The 26,235-nt window shown below is 69.2% G+C and carries 19 protein-coding genes; 6 read left to right on the top strand and 13 right to left on the bottom strand.

The genetic code is table 11. The features are described 5' to 3' along the window. Positions 1 to 118: 118 nt before the first annotated feature. A complete protein-coding gene (locus tag ACT535_RS21845) occupies positions 119 to 5,296 on the bottom strand; it encodes a trifunctional serine/threonine-protein kinase/ATP-binding protein/sensor histidine kinase (RefSeq protein ID WP_476366010.1) in 5,178 nt (1,725 codons plus the stop codon). A gap of 449 nt (positions 5,297 to 5,745) precedes the next feature. On the opposite strand from ACT535_RS21845, the gene poxB reads away from it, so the two are divergent. Both poxB and ACT535_RS21855 read left to right on the top strand, forming a co-directional pair. After that, complete coding sequence (gene poxB / locus ACT535_RS21850; protein ID WP_476366011.1) at positions 5,746 to 7,479, top strand: ubiquinone-dependent pyruvate dehydrogenase; 1,734 nt, start codon at positions 5,746 to 5,748, stop codon at positions 7,477 to 7,479. A gap of 74 nt (positions 7,480 to 7,553) precedes the next feature. After that, positions 7,554 to 8,702, top strand: coding sequence for an alkene reductase (locus tag ACT535_RS21855; RefSeq protein ID WP_476366012.1), 1,149 nt, complete (start codon positions 7,554 to 7,556; stop codon positions 8,700 to 8,702). 129 nt (positions 8,703 to 8,831) lie between these two features. Here ACT535_RS21855 and cydB read toward each other — a convergent pair whose 3' ends face one another. The 8 genes from cydB to ACT535_RS21895 form a co-directional block, all read right to left on the bottom strand. Continuing rightward, the gene (gene cydB, locus ACT535_RS21860; protein WP_476366013.1) at positions 8,832 to 9,866 is read right to left on the bottom strand and encodes a cytochrome d ubiquinol oxidase subunit II; all 1,035 of its coding nucleotides are present in this window, start codon (positions 9,864 to 9,866) and stop codon (positions 8,832 to 8,834) included. A 2-nt stretch (positions 9,867 to 9,868) separates the two neighbouring features. Next, positions 9,869 to 11,287: a cytochrome ubiquinol oxidase subunit I gene (locus tag ACT535_RS21865; protein ID WP_476366014.1), complete on the bottom strand. Its 1,419-nt coding sequence runs from the start codon at positions 11,285 to 11,287 to the stop codon at positions 9,869 to 9,871. A 2-nt stretch (positions 11,288 to 11,289) separates the two neighbouring features. Then, positions 11,290 to 13,587, bottom strand: a complete 2,298-nt coding sequence (locus ACT535_RS21870; RefSeq protein ID WP_476366015.1) for an FdhF/YdeP family oxidoreductase — start codon at positions 13,585 to 13,587, stop codon at positions 11,290 to 11,292. Positions 13,588 to 13,836: 249 nt separating this feature from the next. Beyond that, the gene (locus tag ACT535_RS21875; RefSeq protein WP_476366016.1) at positions 13,837 to 14,736 is read right to left on the bottom strand and encodes an efflux RND transporter periplasmic adaptor subunit; all 900 of its coding nucleotides are present in this window, start codon (positions 14,734 to 14,736) and stop codon (positions 13,837 to 13,839) included. Then, positions 14,733 to 14,939, bottom strand: a complete 207-nt coding sequence (locus tag ACT535_RS21880) for a DUF1656 domain-containing protein (protein WP_168462115.1) — start codon at positions 14,937 to 14,939, stop codon at positions 14,733 to 14,735. The genes ACT535_RS21875 and ACT535_RS21880 overlap by 4 nt, the downstream gene beginning before the upstream one ends. 23 nt (positions 14,940 to 14,962) lie before the next feature. Continuing rightward, complete coding sequence (locus ACT535_RS21885; RefSeq protein WP_476366017.1) at positions 14,963 to 17,002, bottom strand: FUSC family protein; 2,040 nt, start codon at positions 17,000 to 17,002, stop codon at positions 14,963 to 14,965. 112 nt (positions 17,003 to 17,114) lie between these two features. Next, entirely contained in the window at positions 17,115 to 18,230 is a 1,116-nt protein-coding gene (locus ACT535_RS21890; RefSeq protein WP_476366018.1) for an FAD binding domain-containing protein, read from the bottom strand. 17 nt (positions 18,231 to 18,247) lie between these two features. Beyond that, entirely contained in the window at positions 18,248 to 19,024 is a 777-nt protein-coding gene (locus ACT535_RS21895) for an SDR family NAD(P)-dependent oxidoreductase (protein ID WP_476366019.1), read from the bottom strand. Positions 19,025 to 19,252: 228 nt separating this feature from the next. Here ACT535_RS21895 and ACT535_RS21900 point away from each other — a divergent pair, with 228 nt between their 5' ends. From ACT535_RS21900 to ACT535_RS21915, 4 genes are all read left to right on the top strand, one after another. Beyond that, positions 19,253 to 19,771: a redoxin domain-containing protein gene (locus ACT535_RS21900; protein WP_476366020.1), complete on the top strand. Its 519-nt coding sequence runs from the start codon at positions 19,253 to 19,255 to the stop codon at positions 19,769 to 19,771. Then, complete coding sequence (locus ACT535_RS21905; protein WP_476366021.1) at positions 19,768 to 20,313, top strand: DsbA family protein; 546 nt, start codon at positions 19,768 to 19,770, stop codon at positions 20,311 to 20,313. The genes ACT535_RS21900 and ACT535_RS21905 overlap by 4 nt, the downstream gene beginning before the upstream one ends. Positions 20,314 to 20,343: 30 nt before the next feature. Further along, positions 20,344 to 21,579, top strand: coding sequence for an MFS transporter (locus ACT535_RS21910; protein ID WP_476366022.1), 1,236 nt, complete (start codon positions 20,344 to 20,346; stop codon positions 21,577 to 21,579). A gap of 675 nt (positions 21,580 to 22,254) precedes the next feature. Next, positions 22,255 to 22,542 carry a hypothetical protein gene (locus ACT535_RS21915; protein ID WP_476366023.1) on the top strand — a complete coding sequence of 96 codons (288 nt, stop codon included), beginning with the start codon at positions 22,255 to 22,257 and terminating at the stop codon, positions 22,540 to 22,542. Between the two features lie 176 nt (positions 22,543 to 22,718). Here ACT535_RS21915 and ACT535_RS21920 read toward each other — a convergent pair whose 3' ends face one another. The 4 genes from ACT535_RS21920 to ACT535_RS21935 form a co-directional block, all read right to left on the bottom strand. Then, positions 22,719 to 23,234, bottom strand: coding sequence for a Dps family protein (locus tag ACT535_RS21920; protein ID WP_168462107.1), 516 nt, complete (start codon positions 23,232 to 23,234; stop codon positions 22,719 to 22,721). 260 nt (positions 23,235 to 23,494) lie between these two features. Next, positions 23,495 to 23,875 (bottom strand): response regulator transcription factor, encoded by a 381-nt coding sequence (locus ACT535_RS21925; protein WP_476328772.1) that lies wholly within the window; start codon positions 23,873 to 23,875, stop codon positions 23,495 to 23,497. A 104-nt stretch (positions 23,876 to 23,979) separates the two neighbouring features. Next, on the bottom strand, positions 23,980 to 24,618 hold the full coding sequence (locus ACT535_RS21930) for a response regulator transcription factor (RefSeq protein WP_210254707.1): 639 nt from the start codon (positions 24,616 to 24,618) through the stop codon (positions 23,980 to 23,982). A gap of 11 nt (positions 24,619 to 24,629) precedes the next feature. Beyond that, positions 24,630 to 26,108: a sensor histidine kinase gene (locus ACT535_RS21935; protein WP_476366024.1), complete on the bottom strand. Its 1,479-nt coding sequence runs from the start codon at positions 26,106 to 26,108 to the stop codon at positions 24,630 to 24,632. Positions 26,109 to 26,235 lie beyond the last annotated feature (127 nt).

Here is a 26,235-nt window from a genome sequence, read left to right on the forward strand (position 1 = left end):
GTTGTTGGTGCTCCGCTCCCGCTCGGCCGCGGCTGCCGCGGGGCTCCCGGGCGGCCGGCCGGCGATGGGGCGGGCCTTCCTTCCTTATCGCCGGGCCGGCCTCCCGCGTCAGCTATACTCAGGTTTGCGCGTCCGGTTCCGTCTCGGCGGCCTCATCGAGGGCTTTCAGGCTGAAATGGAAGATGCTTCCCTCTCCCAGGGTCGAGCGCGCCCGCAGCACGCCGCCGTGCGCCTCGATGATCGAGCGGCAGATGGACAGCCCGATACCCATGCCGGCGTGCTTGGTGGTGAAGAAGGGCTCGAAAATGCGGGCGAGCACGTCTTCGCCCATGCCGCTCCCGGTGTCGGCGATGCTCAGGCGCACCGCCCCCTCTTCCCGCACGGTCTCGATGGTCAGGCGCCGCCGGCCGGGGGCGACCGCCTCCATGGCGTGAATGGCGTTGGTGATGAGGTTGAACACCACCTGCTGCAGCTGGACCGGATCCGCCTTCACTTCGCGCCGGTCCACCGCGAGCAGATCGACGAGTTCGACGCCGTTGGCCTGAAGGTCCTTTACCACCAGCCGCAGCACGTCCTCGGTGAGGTCCTCCAGGCGGATCGGCTCCAGCACCGGCGCGGTGCGCTTGGCGAGCGCGCGCAGGGACTTCACGATGCCCGCCGCGCGCATGCCCGAGGCGCGGATCTGCTCGACGCCCTGCAAGGCTTCATCGAGGTCCGGCTCGGGGCGGCGCAGCCAGCGCATGGCCGCATCGGCGCTCGCGACGATGCTGGTGAGCGGCTGGTTGATCTCGTGGGCGATGGAGGCCGCATAATTGCCCATGGCCATCATGCGCGAGGCCCGGCCCAGCTCCGCCCGGGTCTCCCGGAGGTCGAACTCCGCGCTGGCCCGCCGCGTGTTCTCCTCCATCAGATCGTTGTAGAGGCGGGCGGCATCGAGGGAGATGGCCGCCTGCGTCGCCAGCAGTTCCAGCAGCGCCGTGCGGTTCGGCGTGAACACGTCGGCCGCGAGGCTGTTCTCCAGATAGAGGATGCCGACGAGGCTGCCGCGCTTGATGAGCGGCATGAACAGGAGTGAGCGCGCGGGCGCGCCTCCGTGTCCGGTCGGGCGCAGGCCCGGTTCCTCGCTGGCGGCATCGGCGTAGACCGCCGTCCTGCGCGTGCGCATCACCGTATTGAGCATGGCCAGCGGCAGATCCCGTGGCGTGGGAACGGCCGAGTGGACATCCACCTCCACCTGCTGGTTCTCGATGTGCGCCGAGGCCTCGATCACCGGCTCGTCGCCGCGCATGAGGATCAGGAGGCCGTATTGGGCGCCGGCATGGACGATCATCTCCCGCATGAGGGTGCGGATGACCTGATCGAGCCCGACCGTCTCGGCCAGCGTCTGGGCCGCCCTCGTCATGACCTCGAGGTTGAGGCCGCCCTGTCCCGCTGCATCGCCCGCCGGATCGCTCGCCCGCTGCTGGCGCGCGCCGGCACCGCCGTCGGCCAGGAACGGAAAGCTGCGCAGCAACTGGTCCGCCTTGCCCGCGGCGCCCCAGTACCGGTAGTGGCTGATCGCCGCCTGCATGTATCCGCTGGTGGGAATGTCGAGCCCGGCTTCCCGGCAGCAATAGGCCGCCAGTTCGTAGGCCAGCGCCTGCTCATGCACGAAGCCGCTGGCCGCGGCCGCGTCCGCCGCCTGCTCATAAAGCCGCTGCGCGTCCGCCGGCATGCCGGACAGCCGGGCCGCCTCGGCCTCCAGCAGCAGGTGCTTGCACTCGAAAGTGGCGGGATTGAGCGCCGCGAGATCCGCAAAGCGCTGCCGCAGGGGGCCGATCCGTCCGAGCACCGCCTTCCGGCCGAGCCCGCCCGCACCGGTCCGGGCCAGCGCGAGGGCGAGGAAGAGCGCCGAGGCCGCCGTGTCGATATGCGCCGGGGCCGCCCAGCTCAGCGCCGCCGCCTGCTCCAGCTCGAGGACGGCGCGCTCGATATCGCCGAACAGGAAGGCGGTGACGCCTGCGTAATGGCGGACCCAGAAAAGCGTCGCCAGCGAGGTGGCTTCCGCGTCCGGAACGGCCTTCGCGCCGTCATAGTCGCCGGAGGCGAGCACTTCCACGAGGCTGGATTGCGCCGCCAGGATAAGCTCGATGTCGCGATACCGGTACTGGCGCGTCCACGCCAGGCCCTCCGCGATGTCGTCCCGCACGGCGGAGAGCGGCGCGCCCAGCATCAGCATGTTGGAGGCGATGTGGTTGCGGGCGTAGCAGGCCCAGCCGAGATCCCCGGCCGTCAGGCCGATCTGCGCGGCCTCGCGCGCCCGGTCGAGGGCGTAGCGCAGCGGCCGCGTCCAGACCCCCACCTGGTCGAGGGCCAGCAGCGTCGCCGTCCGCTGCGCCTCGTAGCCGTCCCGCTGGACGATCTCCTGCGCCATCATGGCGTAGTTCAACCCGTCCTCGTAGGCGCCGTAGAGTTCCGCGCTGAACACGCCGAACCACGCAAACCCGTAGGCCGCCTCCGGCGTCATGCCGTGATCGAGGGTAAGCTCGACGATCTTGATGAGATGCAGCACACGCAGGCCGCCGCGCACGAAGAACGCCGCGCTCAAGGCGGTGAGCAGGGCGAGCGCGGACCGGAGCGCGGGATCGGTGATCTCCGGCAGGTCGCGCAGGTGGGATACGTCGAGGGCGTTGAGGCGGGCGCTGCACGCCTGATAGGCCTGCTCGAGCTGTTCGTCCGTCACGGACCGCTCAAGCTCGACACCGAGGAGGGCGAGCCCCGCCAGAGCCTCGTCGATGGCCCCCTCGTAGTCCGACCGGAGGGTCCGCGCGATGGCCTTCAGGCGGTAGAGGTCCGCCTGGTCGACCCGATTGACGGCGATGGCGAGCAGCCTGTCGATGGCCGGCAGGGCTTCATCCGTCCGCCCCAGGGTGAGAAGACTGTCGCAATGAAGCCATTTCACCTCGACGAACAGCGCGTGGTGGCTCACCTGCCAGTCGGCGGGCATCAGGCTGCGGGCGGTCTCGATGTGGCCTGCCGCCTGTTGGGCGGCGCCGGCATTGCGGGCGCGGCGGGCGGCGGTCCTCAAGGCCTTCACGAAGGCCAGTCGCTCCGCCTCGTCGAGCGTGGTTCTGTCCGCGCGCTCGATCTGCGCGGCCATGGCGAAGGCCCAGTCCGCATCGCCGTCGCGCCCGATGGCCATCAGGCGGCGGGCGATGGCAAGATGCTCGGCCGGGCGGTCCTGCTCCGGAATCGAGGCATAGGCGGCTTCGAGAACGCGATCATGGGCGATGAGGTAGTCGGCCTCCCGCCGCAGGAGCAGGCCGGCTTCCGCAAGTCCGGCCGCCAGACGCTCCACTTCGGCCTCAGACTGGCCGACGAGGGGCGCGAGGTTCTCCCCTGAGAGGCGCCCGCCCACGCTCGCCAGCCGCTGCAGGAAGCCGCGCTGGCTCGGGGGCAAGGCGTCGAGCCGCTGAAGCATGAAGTCGGACACCGAGCTGTAGGCGCCGAAGCGCAACGGGTCCCAACGCCAGCGCTGCGCCTCCGGATCGAACGCGATCACCTTGTCATCGAAGAGCTTCTGCAGAAGCTGCCGGACGTAGAAGGCGTTGCCTCCCGTCTTGCGGTGAATGCTGCGTGCGAGTTCGTCGAGTTCGCCCGGCGCGCCGTTCAGCGCGCTCGCGACGAATTCGAGGGTCTGTGCGTCGGTGAGCGGGCCGACGCGGATCTCGGTCGTCGGCAGCGGGCCGGTGCGCGCGTCCTCCACCAGGCTCGCCAGTTCCGGATGCCGCGCGATCTCCTCCTCGCGATAGCTGGCGATCACCAGCAGGTGCGGCGGCGTTTCGCGCGAGAGGGCCTGAAGCGCGCCGAGGCTCGCCGCATCCATCCATTGCAGGTCGTCGAGGAACAGGACGAGCGGCCGGGAGGGCGTCGCGAAAGCCTTCAAGGACTGGAGCACGACCCGCACCACGCGGGCCTGCGCGAGGCTCGCGGCGACGTCCGGCAGCGCGCCGCCGTCGGAGAGAATGAATTCGGCCTCGGGGACGAGATCGATCAACAGGCTGCTGTAGCCCGCCAGATGGGTCGCGAGGCGCGCCCTGATGCCGTCCAGCTCTTCCGCGCTCTCGCCCAGCGCCCGCATGACCAGGGTGCGCAGCGCCTGGGCAAACGGGGCGTAGGGCATGCGCTCCTGCAGCAGCTCGCTCTTGCCTGCTGCGAACTGGGCGCCCACCGGCAGCCAGGCCTTCGACCATTGCTCGACCAGAGCGGATTTGCCGGCCCCCGCCTCGCCGCGAAGGAAGATCAGCTCGCTCCGGCCGGTCGCGGACACGCGCCCCAGGGCCGCCACGAGGTCGGCAAGTTCGGTGGCCCGGCCGAACAGTCCGCGCGCCTCGATCCCCATGCGCGCAAGCTCGCCCCGGCCCAGGGCGAACGTCTCTGCGCCGTCGCCGGCCGCCAGCGCGGCGCGTGCGAGGCGCAGGTCGATCTGGAGCGCGTCCGCGCTCTGGTAGCGCTGCTCCGGATCCTTGTCGATGAGCTTCATCAGGATGGCGTCGACCATGGGCGGAACGTCATCGCGCGCGGCTCCCGGTCGCGCGGGCGCGACCGCCACATGGGCGTGCAGCCACTCCGCCATGCTGGTGGCCTGGAGCGGCAGCCGGCCGACCAGCAAACGGTAGAGCACGACGCCCAGCGCATAGAGATCGCTGCGCGCGTCGCATGTCGGCAGGTGGATCCGCGCCTGCTCCGGCGCGGCGTAGGCGATGGCGTCGGCCGCCGCGAGCTGCGTCGCGCCCGGCGTCTGGGTGGTGATGGACGCGGCCGGGTGGGGGCCGACGAAATGCCGGAACCGGACCCGGCCGTTCTCCTCCAGAAGCACGCAGGGCGGCCTGAGGCCGCCATGGACGGCCCCAAGCGCGTGCAGGCGCGCGAGCGCGCCGGCGACGGACATGCCGAGATCGAGGAAGGCATCAAGGGCGAGTGTGCCCGGCGCCAGATCGCCGAGGGTCGACGCCGGGCGATCCGGGTAGAGGAGGATCACGCGGTTGCGATACTCCAGGCGCTGGGGCGGGTCGGCGATGTCGGCGGGCAGGCCGTCCGCGAGGGCCGCCTCACGATCGAGAAGGCCCGCCGCCGGGCTGCCACGAAGGGCGGACTTCACCTGCCAGCGTTCGCCCGTCAGGTCGTCCCGGGCGAGGAAGGTTTCGAATCCGTCGCGGACGCCCTCGGGCGTCAGGACGAGGCGGTCGAATGATGCAGCGTCTATCCCATTGCGGGGCATGGGCCTGTAGCCGTCGAAGTCTCGCGCGCTGTCCACTTTGCAGTCTTTCACCTCGTTCTTGCAAATATCAGCGCAAGAAACATGAAGGGCCTAAATTTGATGCGGTCCTGCAGCAGTATCCAGCCCTCGGTCTGCTTCCCGCCGCTGCCGGTCAACCGGCTGGACAGTCCCGCAGAACCTGTTATTTATCATTCGATCAAAATGACCGCGGCGGCCGGTGGAGTCAAGCTGCCTGCATTCCACGCCCAGCGTCAACCGTCGCCATATTGCCAATGGTCCGGGCCGCTCTCTTGTCGATTATGCCTGCGGCTTTGGATGATTTCGTCATGGACGGGCCATGGCGCCTCCCGGGCTTCTGTTCTATGCCTTCGGGGCAGGGATCAGGGGCGTGGCGCGGGACCGAAAGCCAACGCCGGCGCGAGCGGCCAAGCCCCTACGCCGCCTTCCCGCCGGCAATCTGTCACAAGACCTCAGGGAGTTTGCCGATGGCACGAAAGGTAGCGGATCTGATCGTCGACATCCTCGCCGAGGCCGGCGTGGAGCGAATCTACGGCGTGGTCGGCGACAGCCTCAACGGCATCACCGACGCGCTGAGGCGCCATGGCGGCATCGATTGGTTCCATGTGCGCCACGAGGAGGCGGCGGCCTTCGCGGCGGCGGGGGCATCGCAGGTCACCGGCCAACTCTCGGTCTGCGCCGGCTCCTGCGGACCTGGGAACCTCCATCTCATCAATGGCCTCTTCGACGCCCAGCGGAGCCGGACGCCGGTTCTGGCCATCGCCGCGCAGATCCCGTCGGCGGAGATCGGTGGCGGCTATTTCCAGGAGACGCATCCGCAGTCGCTGTTCGCGGAATGCAGCGTCTATTGCGAGCTGGTCTCCGACCCGCGCCAGCTGCCCTATGTGCTTGAGAATGCGATCCGCGCGGCAGTCGGGCAGCGCGGCGTGGCGGTGGTGGTGATCCCCGGGGATGTCGCGCTGCGCCCGGCGCCCGAGCGCGCGCCCGCGCCGCGGGCCGGCCTCCTGCCGCCGGCGCCCGTGGTGACACCCGCCGCTGCCGAGCTCGATGCGCTGGCCGACCTGATGAACGGGGCGAAGCGCGTTACGCTGTTCTGCGGACGCGGATGCGCGGGCGCGCACGCCGAACTGATCGCCTTGGCCGAGGCGCTGAAGAGCCCCATGGTCCACGCGTTGGGCGGCAAGGAATGGGTTGAGTACGACAACCCCTATGACGTTGGCATGACCGGCTTCATCGGCTTCCGGTCCGGCTACGATGCCATGCATGCCTGCGACCTGCTGGTGCTGCTCGGCACGGATTTTCCCTACAAGCAGTTCCTGCCGACCGGCGCCCGCATCGCCCAGATCGACATACGCCCGGAACAGCTCGGCCGGCGCTGCAAGCTGGACCTTGGCGTGGTGGGCGACGTCAAGGCGACGCTCGCGGCGCTGCTGCCGCGCCTTACCGTCAAGGACGACCGCAGCCACCTCGACACCGCGCTCGCCACCTACAAGTCCTCCCGCGAGGGTCTCGACAGCCTCGCCACCGGCACGCCGGGCAAGAAGCCGATCCACCCGCAATATCTGGCCAAACTCCTGAGCGACAAGGCGGACGAGGACGCCGTCTTCACCTTCGATGTGGGCACGCCCACCATCTGGGCCGCGCGCTACCTGAAGATGAACGGCCAGCGTCGGCTGGTCGGCTCCCTTGTCCACGGCTCGATGGCCAATGCCTTGCCGCAGGCCATGGGCATCCAGGCGGCCCAGCCGGGCCGGCAGGTGATCTCCTTTTCCGGAGACGGCGGCCTGACCATGCTGATGGGCGAACTCGTCACGCTGGTGCAGACGAAGACGCCGGTGAAGGTCGTCGTGGTCAACAACGGCGTGCTCGGCTTCGTGGCGCTGGAGATGAAGACCGGCGGCTTCCTGGAGACGGGCGTGGACCTCGAGAATCCCGACTTCGCCGCCATGGCGCGGGCCATCGGCATCCACGCCATCCGGGTCGAGGATCCGGGCGACCTGCCGGGGGCGGTGGACGACATTCTCGCCCACGACGGCCCCGCGCTCCTCGACGTGGTGACCGCGCGGCAGGAACTCTCCATGCCGCCTACCATCGAGGCCGAGGAGGTGAAGGGCTTCAGCCTCTGGATGATCCGCGCGGTGATGAGCGGGCGCGGCGACGAGGTGATCGATCTCGCCAAGACCAACCTGCTGCCGCGCTGAGGCGCCATCCTCCCGCCTGTCCGGCGTGAAACACGCCGGACGCACGGCGACCCGCCATCCCCCGGAGACCGCCCATGCCCACCCTGTTCGATCCCATCCAGCTTGGCGCCATCGCGGCGCCCAACCGCATGTTCATGGCGCCGCTCACCCGTGGCCGCGGCACGCGCGAGCATGTGCCCACCGCGCTCATGGCGGAGTATTACGCCCAGCGCGCCAGCGCCGGCCTCATCATCTCCGAGGCCACCGGCATCAGCCGCCAGGGCACCGGCTGGCCCTATGCCCCGGGCATCTGGAGCGATGAGCAGGTCGCCGCGTGGCGGCCGGTCACGGAGGCGGTGAAGCAGGCTGGCGGGCGCATGGTCTGCCAGCTCTGGCACATGGGGCGGATCGTGCATCCGAGCTTCCTCGACGGCGCGAAGGCGGTCTCCGCCTCGGCCACCACGGCGCCGGCCTATGCCCACACCTATGACGGCAAGCAGCCCCACGCCGAGGCGCGCGCCCTCGACGCCAGCGAGATTCCCGGCCTGCTCGACGACTATCGCCGGGCGGCGCGCAATGCCCTTCTCGCCGGCTTCGATGGCGTCGAGATCCACGCCGCGAACGGCTATCTCATCGACCAGTTCCTGCGCGCCTCGGCCAATCACCGCACGGATGCCTATGGCGGCTCCATCGAGAACCGCGCGCGCCTGCTGCGCGAGGTGACCGAGGCGGTGGCCGGCGAGATCGGTGCCGACCGTACCGGCGTGCGCCTCTCGCCCAACGGCGAGAGCCAGGGCGTCAACGATCCTGATCCGGTGCCGCTGTTCCGGCATGCGGCGAAGCTCCTGTCGGAGATCGGCATCGCCTTCCTCGAACTGCGCGAGCCGCCGCCGGACGGCACCCGCGGCAAGCCCGACCATCCGCCGGTCCATCCCGAGATCCGCGCGGTCTTCGACGGGCCTCTGGTGCTGAATTCCGATTTCGACGGCGCCCGCGCCGCCGCGGCGCTGGAGACGGGGGAGGCGGATGCCATCGCCTTCGGGCGGGGCTTCCTCGCCAATCCCGATCTGCCGTCCCGCATCCAGCACGGCATCCCGTTGGCGCCGGATCATATGGAGACCTGGTACACGCAGGGGCCCGAGGGCTACATCGACTACCCCACCGCCGACGCGGCGCTGCTGGATGAGGCGCTGGAGGAGAGCTTCCCCGCCTCCGACCCCATCGCCACCGGCGATTTCCGCTAGCCGCGTAAAGCGAAGCGCGCGATCCCGCACAGCCTTCGTCGCACTACCAAACCAAAAAACACCCCGCGCGATGGGCTCATCGCGCGGGGTGTCCTGTTTCGGAAGGGTCGATGGCGCGGGCGGAGGGGATCAGCCGTAGCCGCCCTGCGCGCCGTCCGCCTCGTGCTGCACCTTGCCCCGGAAAATCCAGTAGGCATGGGCCTGATAAGCCAGCACCACCGGGATGATGACCATGACGCCCACCCCCAGGAAGGCGAGCGACCGGGGATCGGACAGCCCGTCCCAGACGGTGACCTGACGCGGCACCACATAGGGCCACAGGCTCACCACGAGGCCGAACAGGCCGAGGGCGTACAGCACGAGGGCGAGCGCGAAGGTCTGCGCCTCCCGCCCGCTCCAGATCGCCCACCAGATCCAGGCGATTACCCCCACGGTGAGGAGCGGCACGGGCGCCAGCCAGAACAGGTTCGGCAAGGCGAACCAGCGCGCCGCCACCTCGGGCACGCTCCAGGCGCTCCAGAGGCTCACCAGCAGCATCATCGCGGCGGTGAGGAGGAGCGCCGCGCGGGCGATCTCCCGGCCGAACACCTGTGTCGGCCCCTGCGCCTTCCAGATGAGCCATCCGGCGCCGAGAAGCGCATAGCCGCCCACGAGGCCGATGCCGCACAGCACGCCGAGCACGCTGAGGAAGCTGAAGGCGCCGCCCGCGAACATGCCGTTCTCCACCGGCACGCCGTCGATGAGCCCGCCGAGGATGAGCCCCTGGCAGAAGGTGGCGAGGAAGGAGCCGGCGAAGAAGGCGGCATCCCACACCGGCCGGAAGCGCGTCGCCTGCAGGCGGAAGCCGAAGGCGACCCCCCGGAAGATCAGGGCGAACAGCATGAACATGATAGGCAGGTAGAAGGCCGGCAGCAGGATGTAGTAGCCGGCGGGAAAGGCGGCGAAGAGCAGCGTGCCGCCCATCACCAGCCACGTCTCGTTGCCGTCCCAGACGGGTTCGATGGAGGCCATCATCACGTCGCGGTCCTGATCACGCGGGGCGGCGAGGAAGAGGATGCCGACGCCCAGGTCCAGCCCGTCCGCCAGCACGTAGACGGTGACGCAGAAGAGGGCGGCGGCGGCGAAGAGGAGCGGCACATGGTCCGCCTGCATCAGCTCGGTCATGGTCAGGCCTTCGCGTGTCCGACGCCGGGGACGGGCGACGGAAGGGTGGGGGAATTGGTGAACAGGCTGACGCTGGCGCGTTCCATGCCGGGACGCTCGGCGGCTTCGGTCGTGGTGTCGGTCGGGCCCTTGAACGCCACCCGTCCGGCGAACCAGAGGAAGGCGAGGAGAAGCAGGTTGTAGACGGCGAAGAAGATGAGAAGGCTGGTGGTGACCGCCCCTGCGGCGACCGGGGCGACGGCATCGGCGGTGCGCAGCACGCCGTAGATGATCCAGGGCTGCCGGCCGGCCTCCGTCACCGTCCATCCGGCCAGCACGGCGACGAGGCCGAGGGGGGTGGTGGCCATGGCGAGATATTGGAACCAGCGGGTGTCGTAGAGCCGCCCGCGCAGCCGCAGCACCAGCCCCGTCAGCGCCGTCACCAGCAGCAGCATGCCGATGCCGGCCATGATGCGGAAGGCGAAGAACACGATGGGCACGTTGGGCTGGTCGGCGGGCGGCACCGCCTTCAGGCCCTGAACCTCGCCGTCCCAGCTGTGGGTGAGGTAGAGGCTGGCGAGGTGGGGGATTTCCAGCGCGTAGAGGTTCTTCTGCGCCGCCATGTCCGGCCAGGCGATGACCGTCATGGCCGGGCCGCGCGTGGTGTCCCACAGGCCTTCCATGGCGGCGAGCTTGGTGGGCTGTTCCACCAAAGTGTTGCGGCCGTGCAGGTCGCCGATGAAGATCTGCAGCGGGGCCAGCACCAGCGCCAGCCACAGCGCCATGGAGAAGGCGGTGCGCGAGGCGGCCACATGCTGGCCGCGCCACAGATGGAAGGCGGAGACGCCGGCGATCATGAAGGCGCAGGTGAGGAAGCTGGCGCACACCATGTGGGCGAGGCGATAGGGGAAGGAGGCGGTGAAGATCACCTGCCACCAGTCCACCACATGGAAGATGCCCCCGGCATCCGCGACGGCGCCGGCCGGGGTCTGCATCCAGCTGTTGGCGGCGATGATCCAGGTGGTGCTGATGAGCGCGCCGCCCGCCACCATGAGGCAGGCGAAGAAGTGCGTCCCCCTCGACACGCGGGATTCGCCGAACAGCATGATGCCGATGAAGCCCGCCTCCAGGAAGAAGGCGGTCATGGTCTCATAGGCGAGCAGCGGGCCGAGCACGTTGGCCACGGAGCGCGAGAAGCCGGCCCAATTGGTGCCGATCTGGTAGCTCAGCACGATGCCGGTCACCACCCCCATGCCGAATACGAGGGCGAACAGGCGCATCCAGAAGCGCATGAGGTCGCGATAGACCGTCCTGCCGGTCCGCCACCACAGGAAGCTGAGGAGCGTGACGAACCAGGCGGTGCCGATGGTGAGCGTTGGCCACAGGATGTGGAAGCCGACGGTGAAGGCGAATTGCAGGCGCGAGAGCGCAAGGGCGTCCATGGTCATTTCGCTCCGGTGGCGGGGGCGGACTTCACGAGGCGCACGGGGACGCCCTTCGAGGCCGGGGTGAAGCTCTGCGGGTCGTGCGCGTAGAGCGGCACGAGGGGGTTCGTTTCCGGGTAGTAGGCCGCGCAGCTCGCCTCCGGGAACGGATGGAGGACCACGCGGAAGCCGCGCACCGCGCGCTCGATGCCGTCGGTGGAGAGGGTCACGATGTCCACGCGGTCGTCCGGCTTCAGCCCGCGCTTTTCCATCTCCTTGGCGCCGAGGAAGATCACGTCGCGCGCGCCATGGACGCCGCGATACCGGTCGGAGAGCGAATAAAGCGTGGTGTTGTATTGGTCGTGGCTGCGGATGGTGGTGAGCCAGAGCGGGTGGCCGGTGACGCCGGGGTCCTCGCACAGGCCCTCGCAGACGATGAAGTTCGCCTTGCCCGAGGCCGTCGCCCAGATGCGCTCGCGGGCGGTGGAGGTGAGGTGGAAGCCGCCCGGCGCCTTGATGCGGGTGTTGTAGCCCTGGAAGATCGGGAACACCGCCTCGATGTCCTCGCGGATGCGCGCGTAATCGGCGGTCAGCGCCTCCCAGTTCACCTTGGACCGGCTGCCGAGCGTCGCCCGCGCCATGCCGGCGATGATCGACGGCTCGCTCTTCAGATGCGCGGAGGCCGGCGGATTGTGGCCCCTGGAGGCGTGGACCATGGACATGGAATCCTCCACCGTCACCGACTGCGGCCCGCTCGCCTGCATGTCGATCTCGGTGCGCCCGAGGCAGGGCAGGATCAGCGCGTCGCGCCCGTGGACGAGGTGGCTGCGGTTGAGCTTGGTGGCGATGTGGACGGTGAGGCTGAGCTTGCGCATGGCCTCCTGGGTCAGCTGCCAATCCGGGATAGCGGCGGCGAAATTGCCGCCGAGGCCGATGAACACCTTCGTCTCGCCGCGCAGCATGGCCTCCAGCGCGGTGACCACGTTGTGCCCGAACGCGCGCGGCGGGGCGAAGCCGAAGCGCGCCTCGATGGCCGCGAGCAGCGCGTCGGAGGGCACCTCGGTGATGCCCACCGTGCGGTCGCCCTGCACGTTGGAATGGCCGCGCACCGGGCAGATGCCGGCGCCCTCGCGCCCCACATTGCCCTTGAGCAGCGCGAGATTGGCGATCTGCTGCACGTTCTTCGTGCCGTGGCGATGCTGGGTGATGCCCATGCCGTAGACGAGGATGGCGCGCTCCGCCCGCATGTAGGCCTCGGCCGCCGTCTCGATGTCGGCGCGGGCGAGGCCGCTCTTGCGCTCGATGTCCTCCCACGCCGTCGCGGCGAGGTCGGCGACGAGGGCGTCGATGCCGGCGGTGTGGCCGCGGATAAAGTCCCAGTCGAGCACCGGCGCGAGTTCTTGCGCGCGGGCCGCGTCATCCGCCGCAACGAGATGCTTCATCATGCCCTTGAGGAGGGCCACGTCCCCGCCGACCCGCACCTGAAAGATGCGAGAGGAGATGGGCGTGGAGGTCAGCGTCGCCATCTCCACCGGGTTCTGCGGCGCCTGGAAGCGCTCCAGCGCGCGCTCGCGGAAGGGGTTGAACGACATGATGGTGGCGCCGCGCCGCGAGGCGTTGCGCAGCTCGGTCATCATGCGCGGCGAGTTGGTGCCGGGGTTCTGGCCGAAGATGAAGATGCAGTCCGCCCGGGCGAAATCCTCCAAGAGCACCGTGCCCTTGCCGACACCGATGGACTGGGGCAGCCCGACGCTGGTGGCCTCGTGGCACATGTTGGAGCAGTCGGGAAAGTTGTTGGTGCCGTATTCGCGGGCGAAAAGCTGATAGAGAAAGGCTGCTTCATTGGAGGCGCGGCCCGACGTGTAGAAATCCGCCATGTTCGGGTCGGGCAAAGCATTGAGATGCTGCGCCACCAGCGCGAAGGCCTCCTCCCAGCGCACCGGCACGTAGCGGTCGCTTGCCGCGTCGTAGCGCATGGGGTGGGTGAGACGGCCCTCCATCTCCAGCTCGTAATCGCCGAGGGCCGAAAGCTCGGTGACGGTGTGGGCGGCGAAGAATTCGGGCGTGCAGCGCTTCGTCGTTGCTTCCCAGGCGACGGCCTTGCCGCCGTTCTCGCAATATTCGAAGGGTGAGGTGTGCTTCGGGTCGCCCCATCCACAGCCGGGGCAATCGAAGCCGCCGGGCTGGTTCATGCGGGCGAGGGTGGCCATGCCGGACACGGCGACATGCTGCTCCACCAGCGCGCTGCCCATGGCCTTCAGGGCTCCCCAGCCGCCGGCGGGCTCGTGATAGGGACGGATGGTTTTCGCGATGCCCATGGGCGGCTCCCGCAGCAGGGGTGAGAGGCTCTTGCGCCCGTCTTGCGCGACGGCGCGCGTTCCCGGTTCGGAAGTAACCGGAAGACGAGCCAATGATGACCTGCGGGGTCCGCTCCAATAAATGGGCTTCACATATGTCCGGCGCATACATTGGTATGGCGCGGCACAGTCATTCCGGAGGAAGATACGGCGACGGGAAACGGACGCGGCCTGCCCGTTGCGCGGCAGGCCGTCAATGCGCGCTGGCGATCATTTGCCGGTGATGGTGACCGTCGCGGTGAGGCCGGCGGACAGCGTGACCGACGACGGCACCGGATCGAGCGCGATGCGCACCGGCACGCGCTGGGCGAGCCGCACCCAGGTGAACACCGGGTTCACCGTGGCAAGGCCGGAGACATCGGGCGCCACATTGGGGATGGCGATGCCCCGGCCGATGCCGGTGACATGCCCGGTGAGCGGCGCGCCATAGGCCATCAGCGCGACCTTCGCCTTGTCACCCATGTGGATGCCGGAGAGGACCGTTTCCTCGAAATAGCCGTCCACCCAGAAGCTGTCGGCATCCACCACGGAGAGCGCGCGCTGGCCGCTGATGCCGTAGTCACCCACCTGGGTGAGCAGGTTCGTGACATAGCCGTTCACCGGCGAGACGATGCGCGTGCGGCTCAGATTCAGCTTCGCCTGGTCGCGGTCGGCGAGGGCCTGCTGATAGACCGCCACCGCCATGTCCGCCGAGGCCGCGAAGCTCTCCTTTTCCTCCTGCGAGGCGGCGATGGCGCTGAGTTTTGTCCGCCGCTCGGCTTCCGCTTTTTTGTTCTCTAGGTCGGCCTTTGCGCGGGCCACGGTAGCCTCGGCGTTGGCGAGGGCGATCTGGTAGTCGGAAGGCTCGATGACCATCAGCAGGTCGCCCTTATGGACGAACTGGTCTGCCTTCACCGGCAGTTCCACGATGCGCCCCGAGATCTGCGGCGCGACGGTGACCACATAGGCCCGCACGGTGCCGTCGCGGGTCCAGGGCGTGGTCATGTAGGTCTCCCACATGCGCCATCCCAGAACGCCGGCGACGCCGACGGCGGCGAGGGTCACAAGTACCCGCGCGAGGCGGGGCAACAGGGAAGCGCGCTTCCCGGCGGGCATTTCGATGGCGCTCATGAGCGGGCTCCCATGGTCAGCACGGTGAGGGACAGCACGATCACGTAGATCGCGAGGTTGAAGAGGGCCGGGTGCCACACCGCCCGCGACAGGCCGATGCGGTTGCCGAGCAGCGTGAGCGGCATGGTGATGAGCCATGCCACCGCCATCATCGCCACGAAGGGCGAGACCAGCACGCCGAGGAGATCGAGTTCCGAGAACATGGGGCGGCCCCGTCCTTGATGATCTAGCCGAGGTGGGTGCGCCGACGGCCCGTTGCCTGCAAAAGGTCCGAGCACGTAACGAGCGCGTCCGTGATGATGGCCACCTGCGCGCGCGCCGGAGCGCAGACCGGCGCCTCTGTGGCCGGCAGCCCTGGCCGCTCAGCCAGCACGCGCTCCAGGTCGCCGAAGGTGATGCGCGCTGCGCTCGGGCACCCCGCCGCTAGCTCGGCACCGGCACGGGTGAAAAGCCGGGACTCGATTTCGCCCGCCACCGCGTCGCGCAGGGCGATCAGGGCACGCCCCAAGGCGAACAGCCGCACCAAAGCCGCCGCCTGCTCGTCCGTCGCCTGCGGCGGCAGGTCTTCGACACGGCGGGTCATCACCGCCGTCCAGCGCGCGCCGTCAAGGGGCTCGGGCTCCGCCGCGAGCCTGCGCAGGTCGCGGACCGAGAGCGCAAGGAGGCGCCGCGCCTGCACCTCTGGCGACAAGCCCGGGATGACGATGAAGAAGAGAAGTCCGATGATATTTCCCAGGATGATCGTCAGCGCGATGTTGAAGAATGAGGACGCATCATAGGAAATCGGATTGCCGACCCCGAGCAGGGGAAGGCAATTGACGGACATGGCCAGGAACACCGGCGTGTGCCAGCCACCCGCCTGCATGAAGCCGACCGGCACCATGACGAGCGCCAGCATCCCCGCGAGCTGCGGGAAGGTTGAGATGGCGGGCATCACACCGAAATAGAGCACGCCGCCGATGACCGTCATGAGCACGGAGCCGACGGTGAAGTCCGCGGCGAGCACGCGCGCCTGAGCGCCGGCCGGAGCGAAGATCAGGGCGGCGATCGCGACGAAGGCGATGGCCAACGGGCCATTCGGCCAGGCGGTGACGATGGCGAACACAGCCGCCGCAGCGACCGCCGCGAAAACGCGAAAGCCGCTGAGAAGGGGCGGAAGCGGATCGCCGATCACCACCGCCCACGCCGGAGACGTCCGGCGCGGGGCGCCCGCGCCGATGAGCAGGGCGACGCTCACGGCGATCGCCTCCAGGCAAAGGACGACGTCGCGGGTCGCGTCCGTCAGGATGCTTGCCCTGGCGTTGCCCTCGGGGACGGCCTTGAGAGCCCGAAGCGCCTCTGCGCAAGCGTCGCGGAGGCGTGCCGGGTTTTGCCGGAGATCGGCCGGGTCCAGTTGCGACAGCACCATGTCGAGGCGAGAGCGAACCTCGTCCGCCCCTCGGCGGGCCGCGTCGTGCTCCAGCGCGATTGTCTGCCAGCCGACCACCGCAGTCATGAGGCGCCTGCCGGCCTCGCGCAGATGGCCGCTTCTCGACCGCAGGTAAGGGAAATCCGCCATTGCGGCGTCCGCTGCGGCCTGAAGCTGGCCCAGTTTCTGCGCGATGACCCGAGGGCCGACGCGGGGTTCGTGCCGATCCTCAGGCAGGGCGAGTGATACGCGGAATCCCTGGACCAGACGGCTGGCGAGGTCTTCGAGAAGAACCGCAAACGCCCGGCGCGCGCTGCCGAAGTCGGTGAGACCGACGACGAAGAGGGTCGATCCGATGCCGATGCCGATTTCGCTGACCCGGACCAGGGAGAGGAAGAAGGCCGACGTCGGATCGTTGATCGTGTCCGCGAAGATCACCGCTGCGGTAAAGCCGGCCAGCGCAGCCGCGTAGGACGCGAAGTTCCGGAGCACGACGACAGCGATGCCACACAGGCCGCACCAGACGGCGAGGCCGAAGGCGAGGCCGTAGCGGTCCTGCGCAAGGAGGCCCAGCATCGTGACCATGGCCAGCGCGCCGACGATGGTTCCGATGATCCGCCAGCGCCCCTTCTGAAGCGACGTGCCGAGGTTCGGCTGGCAGACAATGGCGGCGGTGGTCGCCGCCCAGAAGGAATTCTGAAGCTCCAGAGCATAGGTGATGTAGAGCGCAAGACAAACCGACGCGGCGAGTCGCAGCCCGAACACCAGCCGGGGCATGGAGGCGCGAGCGAGCGCCCGCAGGTCTGCGAAGAGCGCCGCCGCTTGGGTGTCGAGACTGTCGTGGGAGAGGGAGCTCATCGCCGTCGTGCCTGCCGAGCCGAAAGGGGCTGTGTTCAGCATAGGCATGGGCAGGACGCGGAAAATTATACGCGGGGAAACCGGGACCTACCTTCGTTTGCCCCAGTCCACCTTATTCCAGCGAACGCCCCAGCCGCTGGCCGTATTGGACGATGGCGGCGCCCACCGGCAGGCGGGCAGCGGCGTAGGCGGCGAGGGCGGCGTCCATGTCCGGCGTCGCGGCCAGCGCGTCGCGGAGCGCGAAAGCATCGCCCGCGGCTTTCGCCACGCCCATGGCGGTGTGCGGGCGGGCGACGAATGCCGCATCGCCCATCAGCGCGATCCGGCCCGCCACCATCTGCGGCGGCGCGTAGTCGAAGATGGCGTGGAGGAAAGGGCGGGGCTCCGTCGCCACCATGGCGGCGAAGGATGGCGGCAGCAGGCGGGCGGCATCCGCCTTCATCGCGTCGGCGACCTCAGGGCGCACGCGGCCCGGCGCGAGGGAGAAGGGGCGGCGGGCGCCGTCCACGTCGGTGAGCACGTCACCGAGCGCATCCTCCGAGTAGCGCCGGTACCAGACCCAATTGTAGCGGCGCCGGCCGGGGGCTGTGGAGCCGTCCGGGCCGGGCACGAGATAGCCGAGGATGTGCGAGCCGGGCATCTCGTAGAATGCGAAGCGATCGAACAGCTGTTCGGCCGCCGCCGCGGGCACCTCGGCCTCTGGAATGAGCCCGCGCCAGGTGGCGTAGCCCACGTAGGTAGGGCGCGACTTCGGGCCGTTGACGGCGCCGCGCAGGGTCGAGCCTACCCCGTCTGCGCCGATCACGAGATCCGCCCGCTCCCCCCGGCCATCCGCATAGGTCACGCGGGCGCCGTCCGGCTCCTGCGCCACGGAAACGGCCGGCCGGTCGATGTGGTAGCACGCGTCCGGCAGGAGCTGGCGGAAGGTACGGAACAGCACGTCCCAGGAGAGCTGGGTCTGGGGCGTGTGCTGGCGGTGGATGATGGCGCCGGCCCGGTCGAGATAGATCCGCTCATGGGCCGTCACGCCCACATGCGCGAGGTGCTCCACGCCGATTTCGCGCAGGATGTCGAACACCTCGCGCTGGGCGACGAGGCCGGCGCCGCGCCCCTCAAGGCCATGCACCGAGCGTTCGCTCACGTGCACGTCGAAGCCGGCGCGGTGGAGCAGCACAGCGGCGAACAGGCCGCCGATGGAGCCGCCGACGATGAGGATGCGCGGCGCCATGGCCAGTCTCTCTGAGGTCAGACGATGAAATCGATGACGCCGCCATCGACGCGCAGGGCGGCGCCGGTGGTGGCGGAGGCGAGTGGCGAGGCGATGTAGACCGCCATGTTGGCCACCTCCTCCACGCTCGCCGGCCGCTGGATGATGGAGCTCGGCCGGTGCGCCATAACGAAGTCGGCGCCGGCCTGCTCCAGCGTCTTTCCGCCCGCCACCTCATCCTGCAGCATGGCCGCGACGCCCTCCGAGAGGGTGGGGCCGGGCAGGATGGAATTCACCGTCACGCCCGTTCCCGCCATGCGCTTGGCGAGGCCGCGCGCGAGGGAGACGTCGGCCGTCTTGCTGACGCCGTAGTGGATCATGTCCGCCGGGATGTTGAAGGCGGATTCCGAGCCAAGGAACAGCATGCGCCCCCAGCCACGCGCCGCCATGCCCGGCAGATAGGCGCGGGCGAGGCGCACGCCGGACATGACGTTCACCGCCCAGTGGCGGTCCCACACAGCGTCGTCGGTCTCGAAGAAGTCGGACGGCTGGAAGATGCCGAGATTGTTGACGACGATGTCGAACGCCGGCTCCGCCGCCACCAGCGCGGCGGCGCCTTCGGCGGTGCCGAGGTCGATGGCCCGGCCCCGCGTGGTGCCGCCGATGCGCGCCACGGCCTCGGCCACCTTCGCCTCGGATCGCCCGTTGACGACCACCGCCGCGCCGGCCAGCGAAAGCCCTCTGGCGATGGCAAAGCCGATGCCTTCGCTCGACCCCGTGACGAGGGCGGTCTTGCCGGAAAGATCAATGATCATGGCCGTCTCCTGTGGGTGCGCGATCAAGCGGGCGCGCGTCGTCATCATCCGCACCCTTCGGGGGCAAGATGTGGCGGGCCCGGCGCCTCATCTTCCGGAAATGCACGCGCGGCGCGCCGGACAAACGGAAGTATGAGGCGGCCAAGCCTATGGCCGATTTCGCCCGGCGCAGACCCTCGACACTCTCGCAGCCGACATTGGACATCCGCGACGCAGAGGGATGAGGCCATGGCCGATCCGCACGACGCTTCCGCACCCGCCCTGCTCCAGCCGGGGCAGGCCGCGCCCGACTTCACCTTGCCGGCGACGCCGGACCAGATGCTCTCCCTCTCGGACCTCAGGGGCGCACCGGTGATCCTCGCCTTCTATCCGGCGGACTGGAGCCCGGTCTGCGGCGACCAGATAGGCCTCTACAACCAGATGCTGCCGGAGTTTCATCGCGCCGGCGCGCAGCTGGTGGGGATTTCGGTGGACGGCGTGTGGTGTCACGCGGCCTTCGCCGAGGCGCGCAAGCTGCATTTTCCGCTGCTGGCCGATTTCGAGCCCAAGGGCGGGGTGGCGCGCCGCTATGGCGCCTATCGCACGGCGGAGGGCGTCGCCCAGCGCGCGCTGTTCGTGCTCGATGCCGGCGGCATCATCCGCTGGAGCTATCTCTCGCCGCTCGGCCTCAATCCCGGCGCGGACGGCATTCTCGATGCGCTCGACGCGCTCGCCCCCACCCAGAAGCCCCAAGGAGCGCAGGCATGACCCGCCGTCTTCCCCCCGTGAGCGCCACCGACAATGTGTCCGGCCCTGCCGATGCGCCGGTGACGCTGATCGAGTATGGCGACTACGAATGCCCCTATTGCGGCGAGGCCTACCCGGTGCTCAAGGCCGTGCAGGCGGCGATGGGTGCGCGGCTGCGCTTCGTGTTCCGCAATTTCCCGCTGACGGAGATGCACCCCCACGCGCTCAGGGCCGCGCAGTTCGCCGCCGCGGCCGCCGCCTCCGGCGTCTTCTGGGCCGCCCATGACATGCTCTACGAGCATCAGGACGCCCTCGATATGGCGAGCCTCACGGCCTATGGCGACGCGCTCTGCATCGAGCGCCGCGTGCTGCAGGCGGCCTTCCAGGGCCGGTACGACGCCATCATCCAGCAGGACTTCGTGGGCGGCGCGCGGGCCGGCGTGAACGGCACCCCGTGCTTGTTCATCAACGGCATCCGCTACGACGGCCCGCGTGACACACAGAGCCTGATCCATGTGCTCGAGCAGGCCGCCGCCACCGCCGAGATGAACGCTCCGGCCTGAGCCCGCATGCGCCCGCCCGAGGAGGCCCCCATGATCTTCAAGCAGACATCCACCCTGGGGCGCCCCGGAGCGCCCGATCTCGCGGCCGCGCCGCAGCCCGGCACCCTGGGCTTCGGCGCGACGCTGGCCATGGCCACGGCCGCCGGCCTCGCGGTGGCGAACATCTATTACAATCAGCCCATGCTCGAACTGATCGAGCAGGATCTGCCGGGCGCCCTGACGGGCGCCATCCCCACCGCCACTCAGCTCGGTTACGCCATCGGTCTCGTGCTGCTCGTTCCGCTCGGCGACCTCGTGGAGCGGCGGCGGCTGATCGTGGTGCAGTTCGTGCTGCTCGCGGCCGCGCTGGTGCTGGCGGCGGTGGCGCCCACGGCGCTGCTGCTGGTGGCCGCCTCGCTGGTGGTGGGGCTCGCCTCGACGGTGGCCCAGCAGATCGTGCCCCTCGCCGCGCATTTCGCCGCGCCGGAGAAAAGGGGCGCGACGGTGGGTACGGTGATGGCCGGCCTGCTCACGGGCATTCTCCTCAGCCGCACGGTTGCCGGCTTCGTCGCCTCCCATGGGGGCTGGCGCGAGATGCTGTGGCTCGCGGCGCCCATGGCGCTGGCCGGCGCGGTGCTGATGGCGGTGACGCTGCCGACCAGCAGGCCGGAGCAGCGCCTGAGCTATCACCGGCTGCTGCATTCCGTGTGGCAGCAGTGGCTGGATTTTCCTGCGCTGCGGCTCGCGGCGATCACCCAGGCGGCGTTGTTCGCGGCCTTCACCGTGTTCTGGACCATCCTCGCCTTCCGCCTCGCCGAGCCGCGCTTCGGCTTCGGCGCCGAGGTGGCGGGCCTGTTCGGCCTCGTGGGTGCGGTCGGCATCCTCGCCGCGCCGCTGGCCGGCCGGTTCGCCGACAAGCGCGGCCCTCAGCTGGCGGTGCTGGTGGGCGCCATCGTCACCCTCGCCGCGTGGGTCGTGTTCGGCGCATGGGGCTCGCTCGCGGGGCTGATCGTCGGCGTGATGCTGCTGGACTTCGGGATGCAGAGCGCTCTCGTTTCCAACCAGCACATCGTCTTCGCCTTACGGCCGGAGGCACGGTCGCGGATCAACACGGTGCTCATGAGCGCCATGTTCCTCGGTGGATCCCTCGGCTCGGCCACGGCGACGCTCGCATGGGGTGCGGGCGGCTGGTTTCTGGTGTGCGTGCTGGGGACGGCGTTCGCCGCCTTCGCCGTCGCCCTCCAGCTTCTGGCAGCCCGCAGCCGCCGGTCTGATCCTGCGCACTGAACCAGCTTCGACTGCACCAAGGTAGACGAGGCTCCGCCACGCGCGGGGTCTTGTCGCGCCTCCTCGCGCGCCGCTGCCGTGTGGCCGGCGCGGCCTGTGCGCCACAGACTTCCGCGCCCCCGGCCCCGTGTCTGGCGCTCGCCGCCGCGGCGCTCCTTATCCTCCTGCGGGGGATCGACCTGCCGCCGACGCGGTGGACGCGGCGCCGGAGCGCGAGACCCGGGCGGCGGTCCTGAAGGCGGCCCTCGACGCCCTCGCCGACACGGCCGGGACGCAGAAGGCCGATGCCGGCGCGCCGCCGGTCGCATGATCGTCGCCGAGCGATACCAGCACCGACTGAATCAGCTGCAGCCGTAGGCGACGATGTCGGAGCCGTCGCCTGGCCGGAGAGGCGCATGTGTCTCCTTTGCATCCAGGCCGAGCGCCGGTCCATCCTCCGCCTCGTCCGGCACGGGCGCCTTCCCATCGATCTGTCGCACAAGCTGCTACGGGAGACCGAGGCCGAGGGGCGCCCTCCCAGTCGGCTTGGTATGGCCAACGGCTGGGGTTGAGGCGGAGAAGTAAACGGACGTATAGGCGGGCAAAACAACGATATTCGTGAGATGAATTTCAGTTCGATATCGAGTCTGGTCTGGAAGATGTAAAACATAATCATCAACAACCGAGGAGTTTCCCATGTCCACCAATTCGAAGTTCATCATGGCGTTCGGTGCTCTCGCCTTCATGGTGGCCGGTGCTGCCGGCACCGCCCGCGCGGACACCAGCTTCCCCACCGAGGCACGCGGCGAGACTGCCTTCTTCGATGCTCGGCCCGGCGTCGTCGTCCAGCCGCTCGACATCTTCCAGGTGCCCCCCGCGGCCAGGCTGCGGGCCCTGAACTCCGCCCGCCCGTTCATCGGCCAGCCGGCCCAGCCCGACGCCCACTGGGGGCCGGCCCAGGATGCCACGTCCCCGGGGGCGTGAGCCTTCCGCCAGGCAACGGAATGACGAGGCCGGCGCCCTCAGGGCCGCCGGCCTCTTCGCGTTGGGGGCGCTCCGGTTCCGGAAGCCTTCCGCTTGATCGGTCGCGGGGCGCAGCGCGCGCAAAAAAAAGGCCCGCCGGGCGTGGCCGGCGGGCTGAGGCGGGGAGGAAGGGGATTTCAGTTCGAACGGGTCGCTTCGAAGAGGAACCACACGCGGCGCTCGGCCTCGTCGATCCAGACCTCGATGAGGCTGGTGGTGGCGACGTCATTGTAGTTCTCGCAGACCACGTGGGCTTCGCGCAGGAAGGTGACGAGGCGCTTGTTGTCATCGGCCAGCTCGGCCAGCATGTCCTCGGCGGTCACGAAGGCCGCATCGTTGTCGGCGAGGCGCTGGAGGCGTGCGATGTGGCCCACGGAGCGCAGCGTCGTGCCGCCCACCTTGCGGGCGCGCTCGGCGATGGCGTCGGTGGTGGCGAAGATCTGATCGCCGTGCTCGTCCAGCAGGAGATGGTAGTCGCGGAAATGCGGGCCGGACATGTGCCAGTGAAAATTCTTCGTCTTCAGATAAAGCGCGAACATGTCCGCCAGAAGAACGGTGAGGGCGCCAGCAATGTCCCTGGTGGCGTCTTCGCCCAGATCGGTTGGGGTCCGCAGGGGCGCCTGCTGGCGCAGCTTCGCAATGGTCTTGTCCATGATGGTCGTCCTTTTTGAAAGGCGCGGGAGGCGGTCGCTGGGCCGCGATGCCCGGGCGACGTCTCGGGTCACGAGGGTCACCATAGGACCGGGGGACGGGCGAAAGAATTGGGCGCTCGTTTGTCCGCATCATACGTGGGTATGGGGCATTGCGTGCGTGCTGGCGCGTGCGCGCGATCCCGCGCGGGGCCGCCGCCGCGTGGAGCCAGGGGCAAAACGAAGGGGAGAACGACAGGGGTGGCGCGGGGCGCGCCAGCGCTTCAGCGCCGCGCAGAGGCCTGCAGCGCGCGATCGATGCAATCGATCATTTCGTTGCCGTCGAAGGGCTTGGCCAGGAAGCCGAACGCGCCGGCCTCATCCACCTGCCGGCGGATGCGCTCTTCGGGGAAGGCGGTGATGAAGATAACCGGGACCGGATCGCCTTCGGCGCGCAGCCGGGTCTGAAGCTCGACGCCGCTCATGCCCGGCATCTGGACATCGGTGATGACGCACGCGGTCCGGCTGCGCTCCGTGGACCCAAGGAAATCCTCGGCGGACGCGAAGGACCGCGCGCCGAATCCAAGGGAGCGGACGAGACTTTCTGTGGCAATGCGAACGGACTCATCATCATCGATGATGGTTATGGTTGGAGCGCGTGACACGCGGGGCACCTCAACGTGCAATCATTCGGCACGGATGACGCGCCGGTTCGACCCTGTATAGCCTGCCGCCCGCCCAAGCCGTAATCATACAGACGTTTGCAAATTTAGCTTTTTGCACTCGGCCCCAGCGCCTCCGCCATGCGGACGAGGTCGGCGAGGGAATGAGCCTCCATTTTCCGCATGACGTTACCGCGATGAATCTTCACGGTAATCTCGCTCAGGCCCACCTCGGCGGCGACCTGCTTGTTCATCAGGCCGGAGGTGACGAGGGCCATGATCTGCCGCTCGCGCTCGGTCAAGGTATCGTAAAGGGCGCGCAGCTTCGAGGAGGAGGCGCGCTCCGCGCGGCGGCCGCGGTCGATCTCGATGGCGGCCGAGACCGCGTCCAGCATGTCCTGATCGCGGAACGGCTTGGTGAGGAAGTCCACCGCGCCGGCCTTCATCGCCCGCACGCTCATGGGAATGTCGCCGTGACCGGTCATGAAGATGATCGGCAGGTCGAGATCCGAGCGCGCCAGCTGCGCCTGGAAGTCCAGCCCGCTCACGCCCGGCAGGCGGATGTCCAGAACGAGACAGCGCGGCGCATCCGGCAGCTTGGCGGCCAAAAGCTCGGCGGCGGAGGCAAACAGCGCCACCTCGAGCCCGATGGAGCGGAACAGGCTGGACAGCGCCTCACGCAGGCTGGCGTCATCGTCCACGACGATCACGACGGGGGCGCTCGGGGGCGGCGTCGGGCGGGTCAGCGGTCGATTGGTCACGGGCGGGTGTCCCTGGGGTTGGAAGCGGCTGCGGGGCCGGGAAGCGGCAGCGTGAGGGTGAAGCACATGCCGCCCCCGGCGTTGGGCGCGGCGGTGATCCGGCCGCCGTGGGCCTGCGCGATGGAGCGGGAGATGGAGAGGCCGAGGCCCATCCCATCCGCCTTGGTGGATACGAAGGGCGAGAACAGCGTGGCGAACATGTCCGGCGCGATGCCCGGCCCCGTGTCGCGCACGCAGATGGTCAGCTCCGTGTCGCCTTCCGTAGGCCAGGGCGGCGTGGCGAGCGCGGTGGCGATATGCAGCACGCGCCGGTCCTCGGCAACCTCGTCCATGGCCTGGATCGCGTTGAGCACCAGATTGATGAGCACCTGTTGCAGCTGGATGCGGTCGCCTTCCACGGGCGGCAGGTCGGGGCTGAGGGCGAGATCGAGCCGGATGCGGTGGCTCGACAGCTCCCGCTCCAGCAGCAGCATGCAATCCTGCACCAGCTCGGCGCTGGCAAGGGCCTGGCGCACCGGCTTGCCGCGCCGGGCGAAGGCGCGCAGCCGGTCGATCACGTCGCTGGCACGGCGGGCGTTGGCGATCATGCGGGTGACGGAGGCTTCCGCCTCGTCGAGGTCGGGCGGCGCGCGGCGCAGCCACCTCAGGCCGGCCTCGCCGTTGGTCACCACGGCCGCGAGCGGCTGGTTGACCTCGTGGGCGATGGAGGCGGTGAGTTCGCCCATGGTGCTGACGCGGGTGACATGGGCAAGGTCGCTGCGGACCTGGTGCAACTCCTGCTCCGCTTTCTGCCGCTCGGTGATGTCGTGGTTGGTCTCCATGGTGCCCATGGGCCGCCCGCGCGCGTCGCGCTGGAGCGACCAGCGGCTGGTGCAGACCAGCTGGCGCCCGTCGCGCGCGGTCTGGACGATCTCGCCTTCCCATTGCCCGGTGTCCAGCAGGGTGCGCATGATGTCCGAGCGCGGGGTCTGGAAGGTGGTCTTCAGCAGCGCGCCGGCCTGCTGGCCCACGGCCTCGGCGCGGTTCCAGCCGTAAAGCCGCTCGGCACCGCGGTTCCAGTAGACGATCGTGTCGGCGAGGTTCCGCACGAAGATGGCATCGTGGGAGAGGTCCAGCAGCGCCGCCTGTTCCTTCAGCACGCCCGTCGCCTCCTGGTTGCGCAGCGACAGAAAGGTGGTGACGGTGATGGCGGCGACGCTGACGAAGCATCGCATCGTTGAGGAGATGTTGTAGTCCGTGGCGTGGATGATGACGAAGCTCAGCATCGTGAGCATGACGCAGGCCGCTGCCACGACCAGTAGCCCCGTGCGCTTGAACAGGCTCGCGCTCAGGGTCACCACGACCACGTAGAGCACGGCGATGGCCATGTCGAGCGGCGAGAGCGTATCCGCCAGGAAGATCGCGAGGCACAGCAGCCCCACGAGGAAATAGCCGGTCCGCCCCCGGGCGGGGGAATCCGCGCTGTTGCTTGACACGGGACCGGCCAGACCAGACATCATGTCCTCGAGAGTTCGGCCTGCGCGCGGCGATCCGCCGTAACGCAGGGGCCGGATGCCCGGTGTAGGGCCACCGGTCGCCCGGCATCGTGCTTCGGTATCACCG

Source organism: Xanthobacter sp. DMC12 (genome assembly GCF_056314105.1).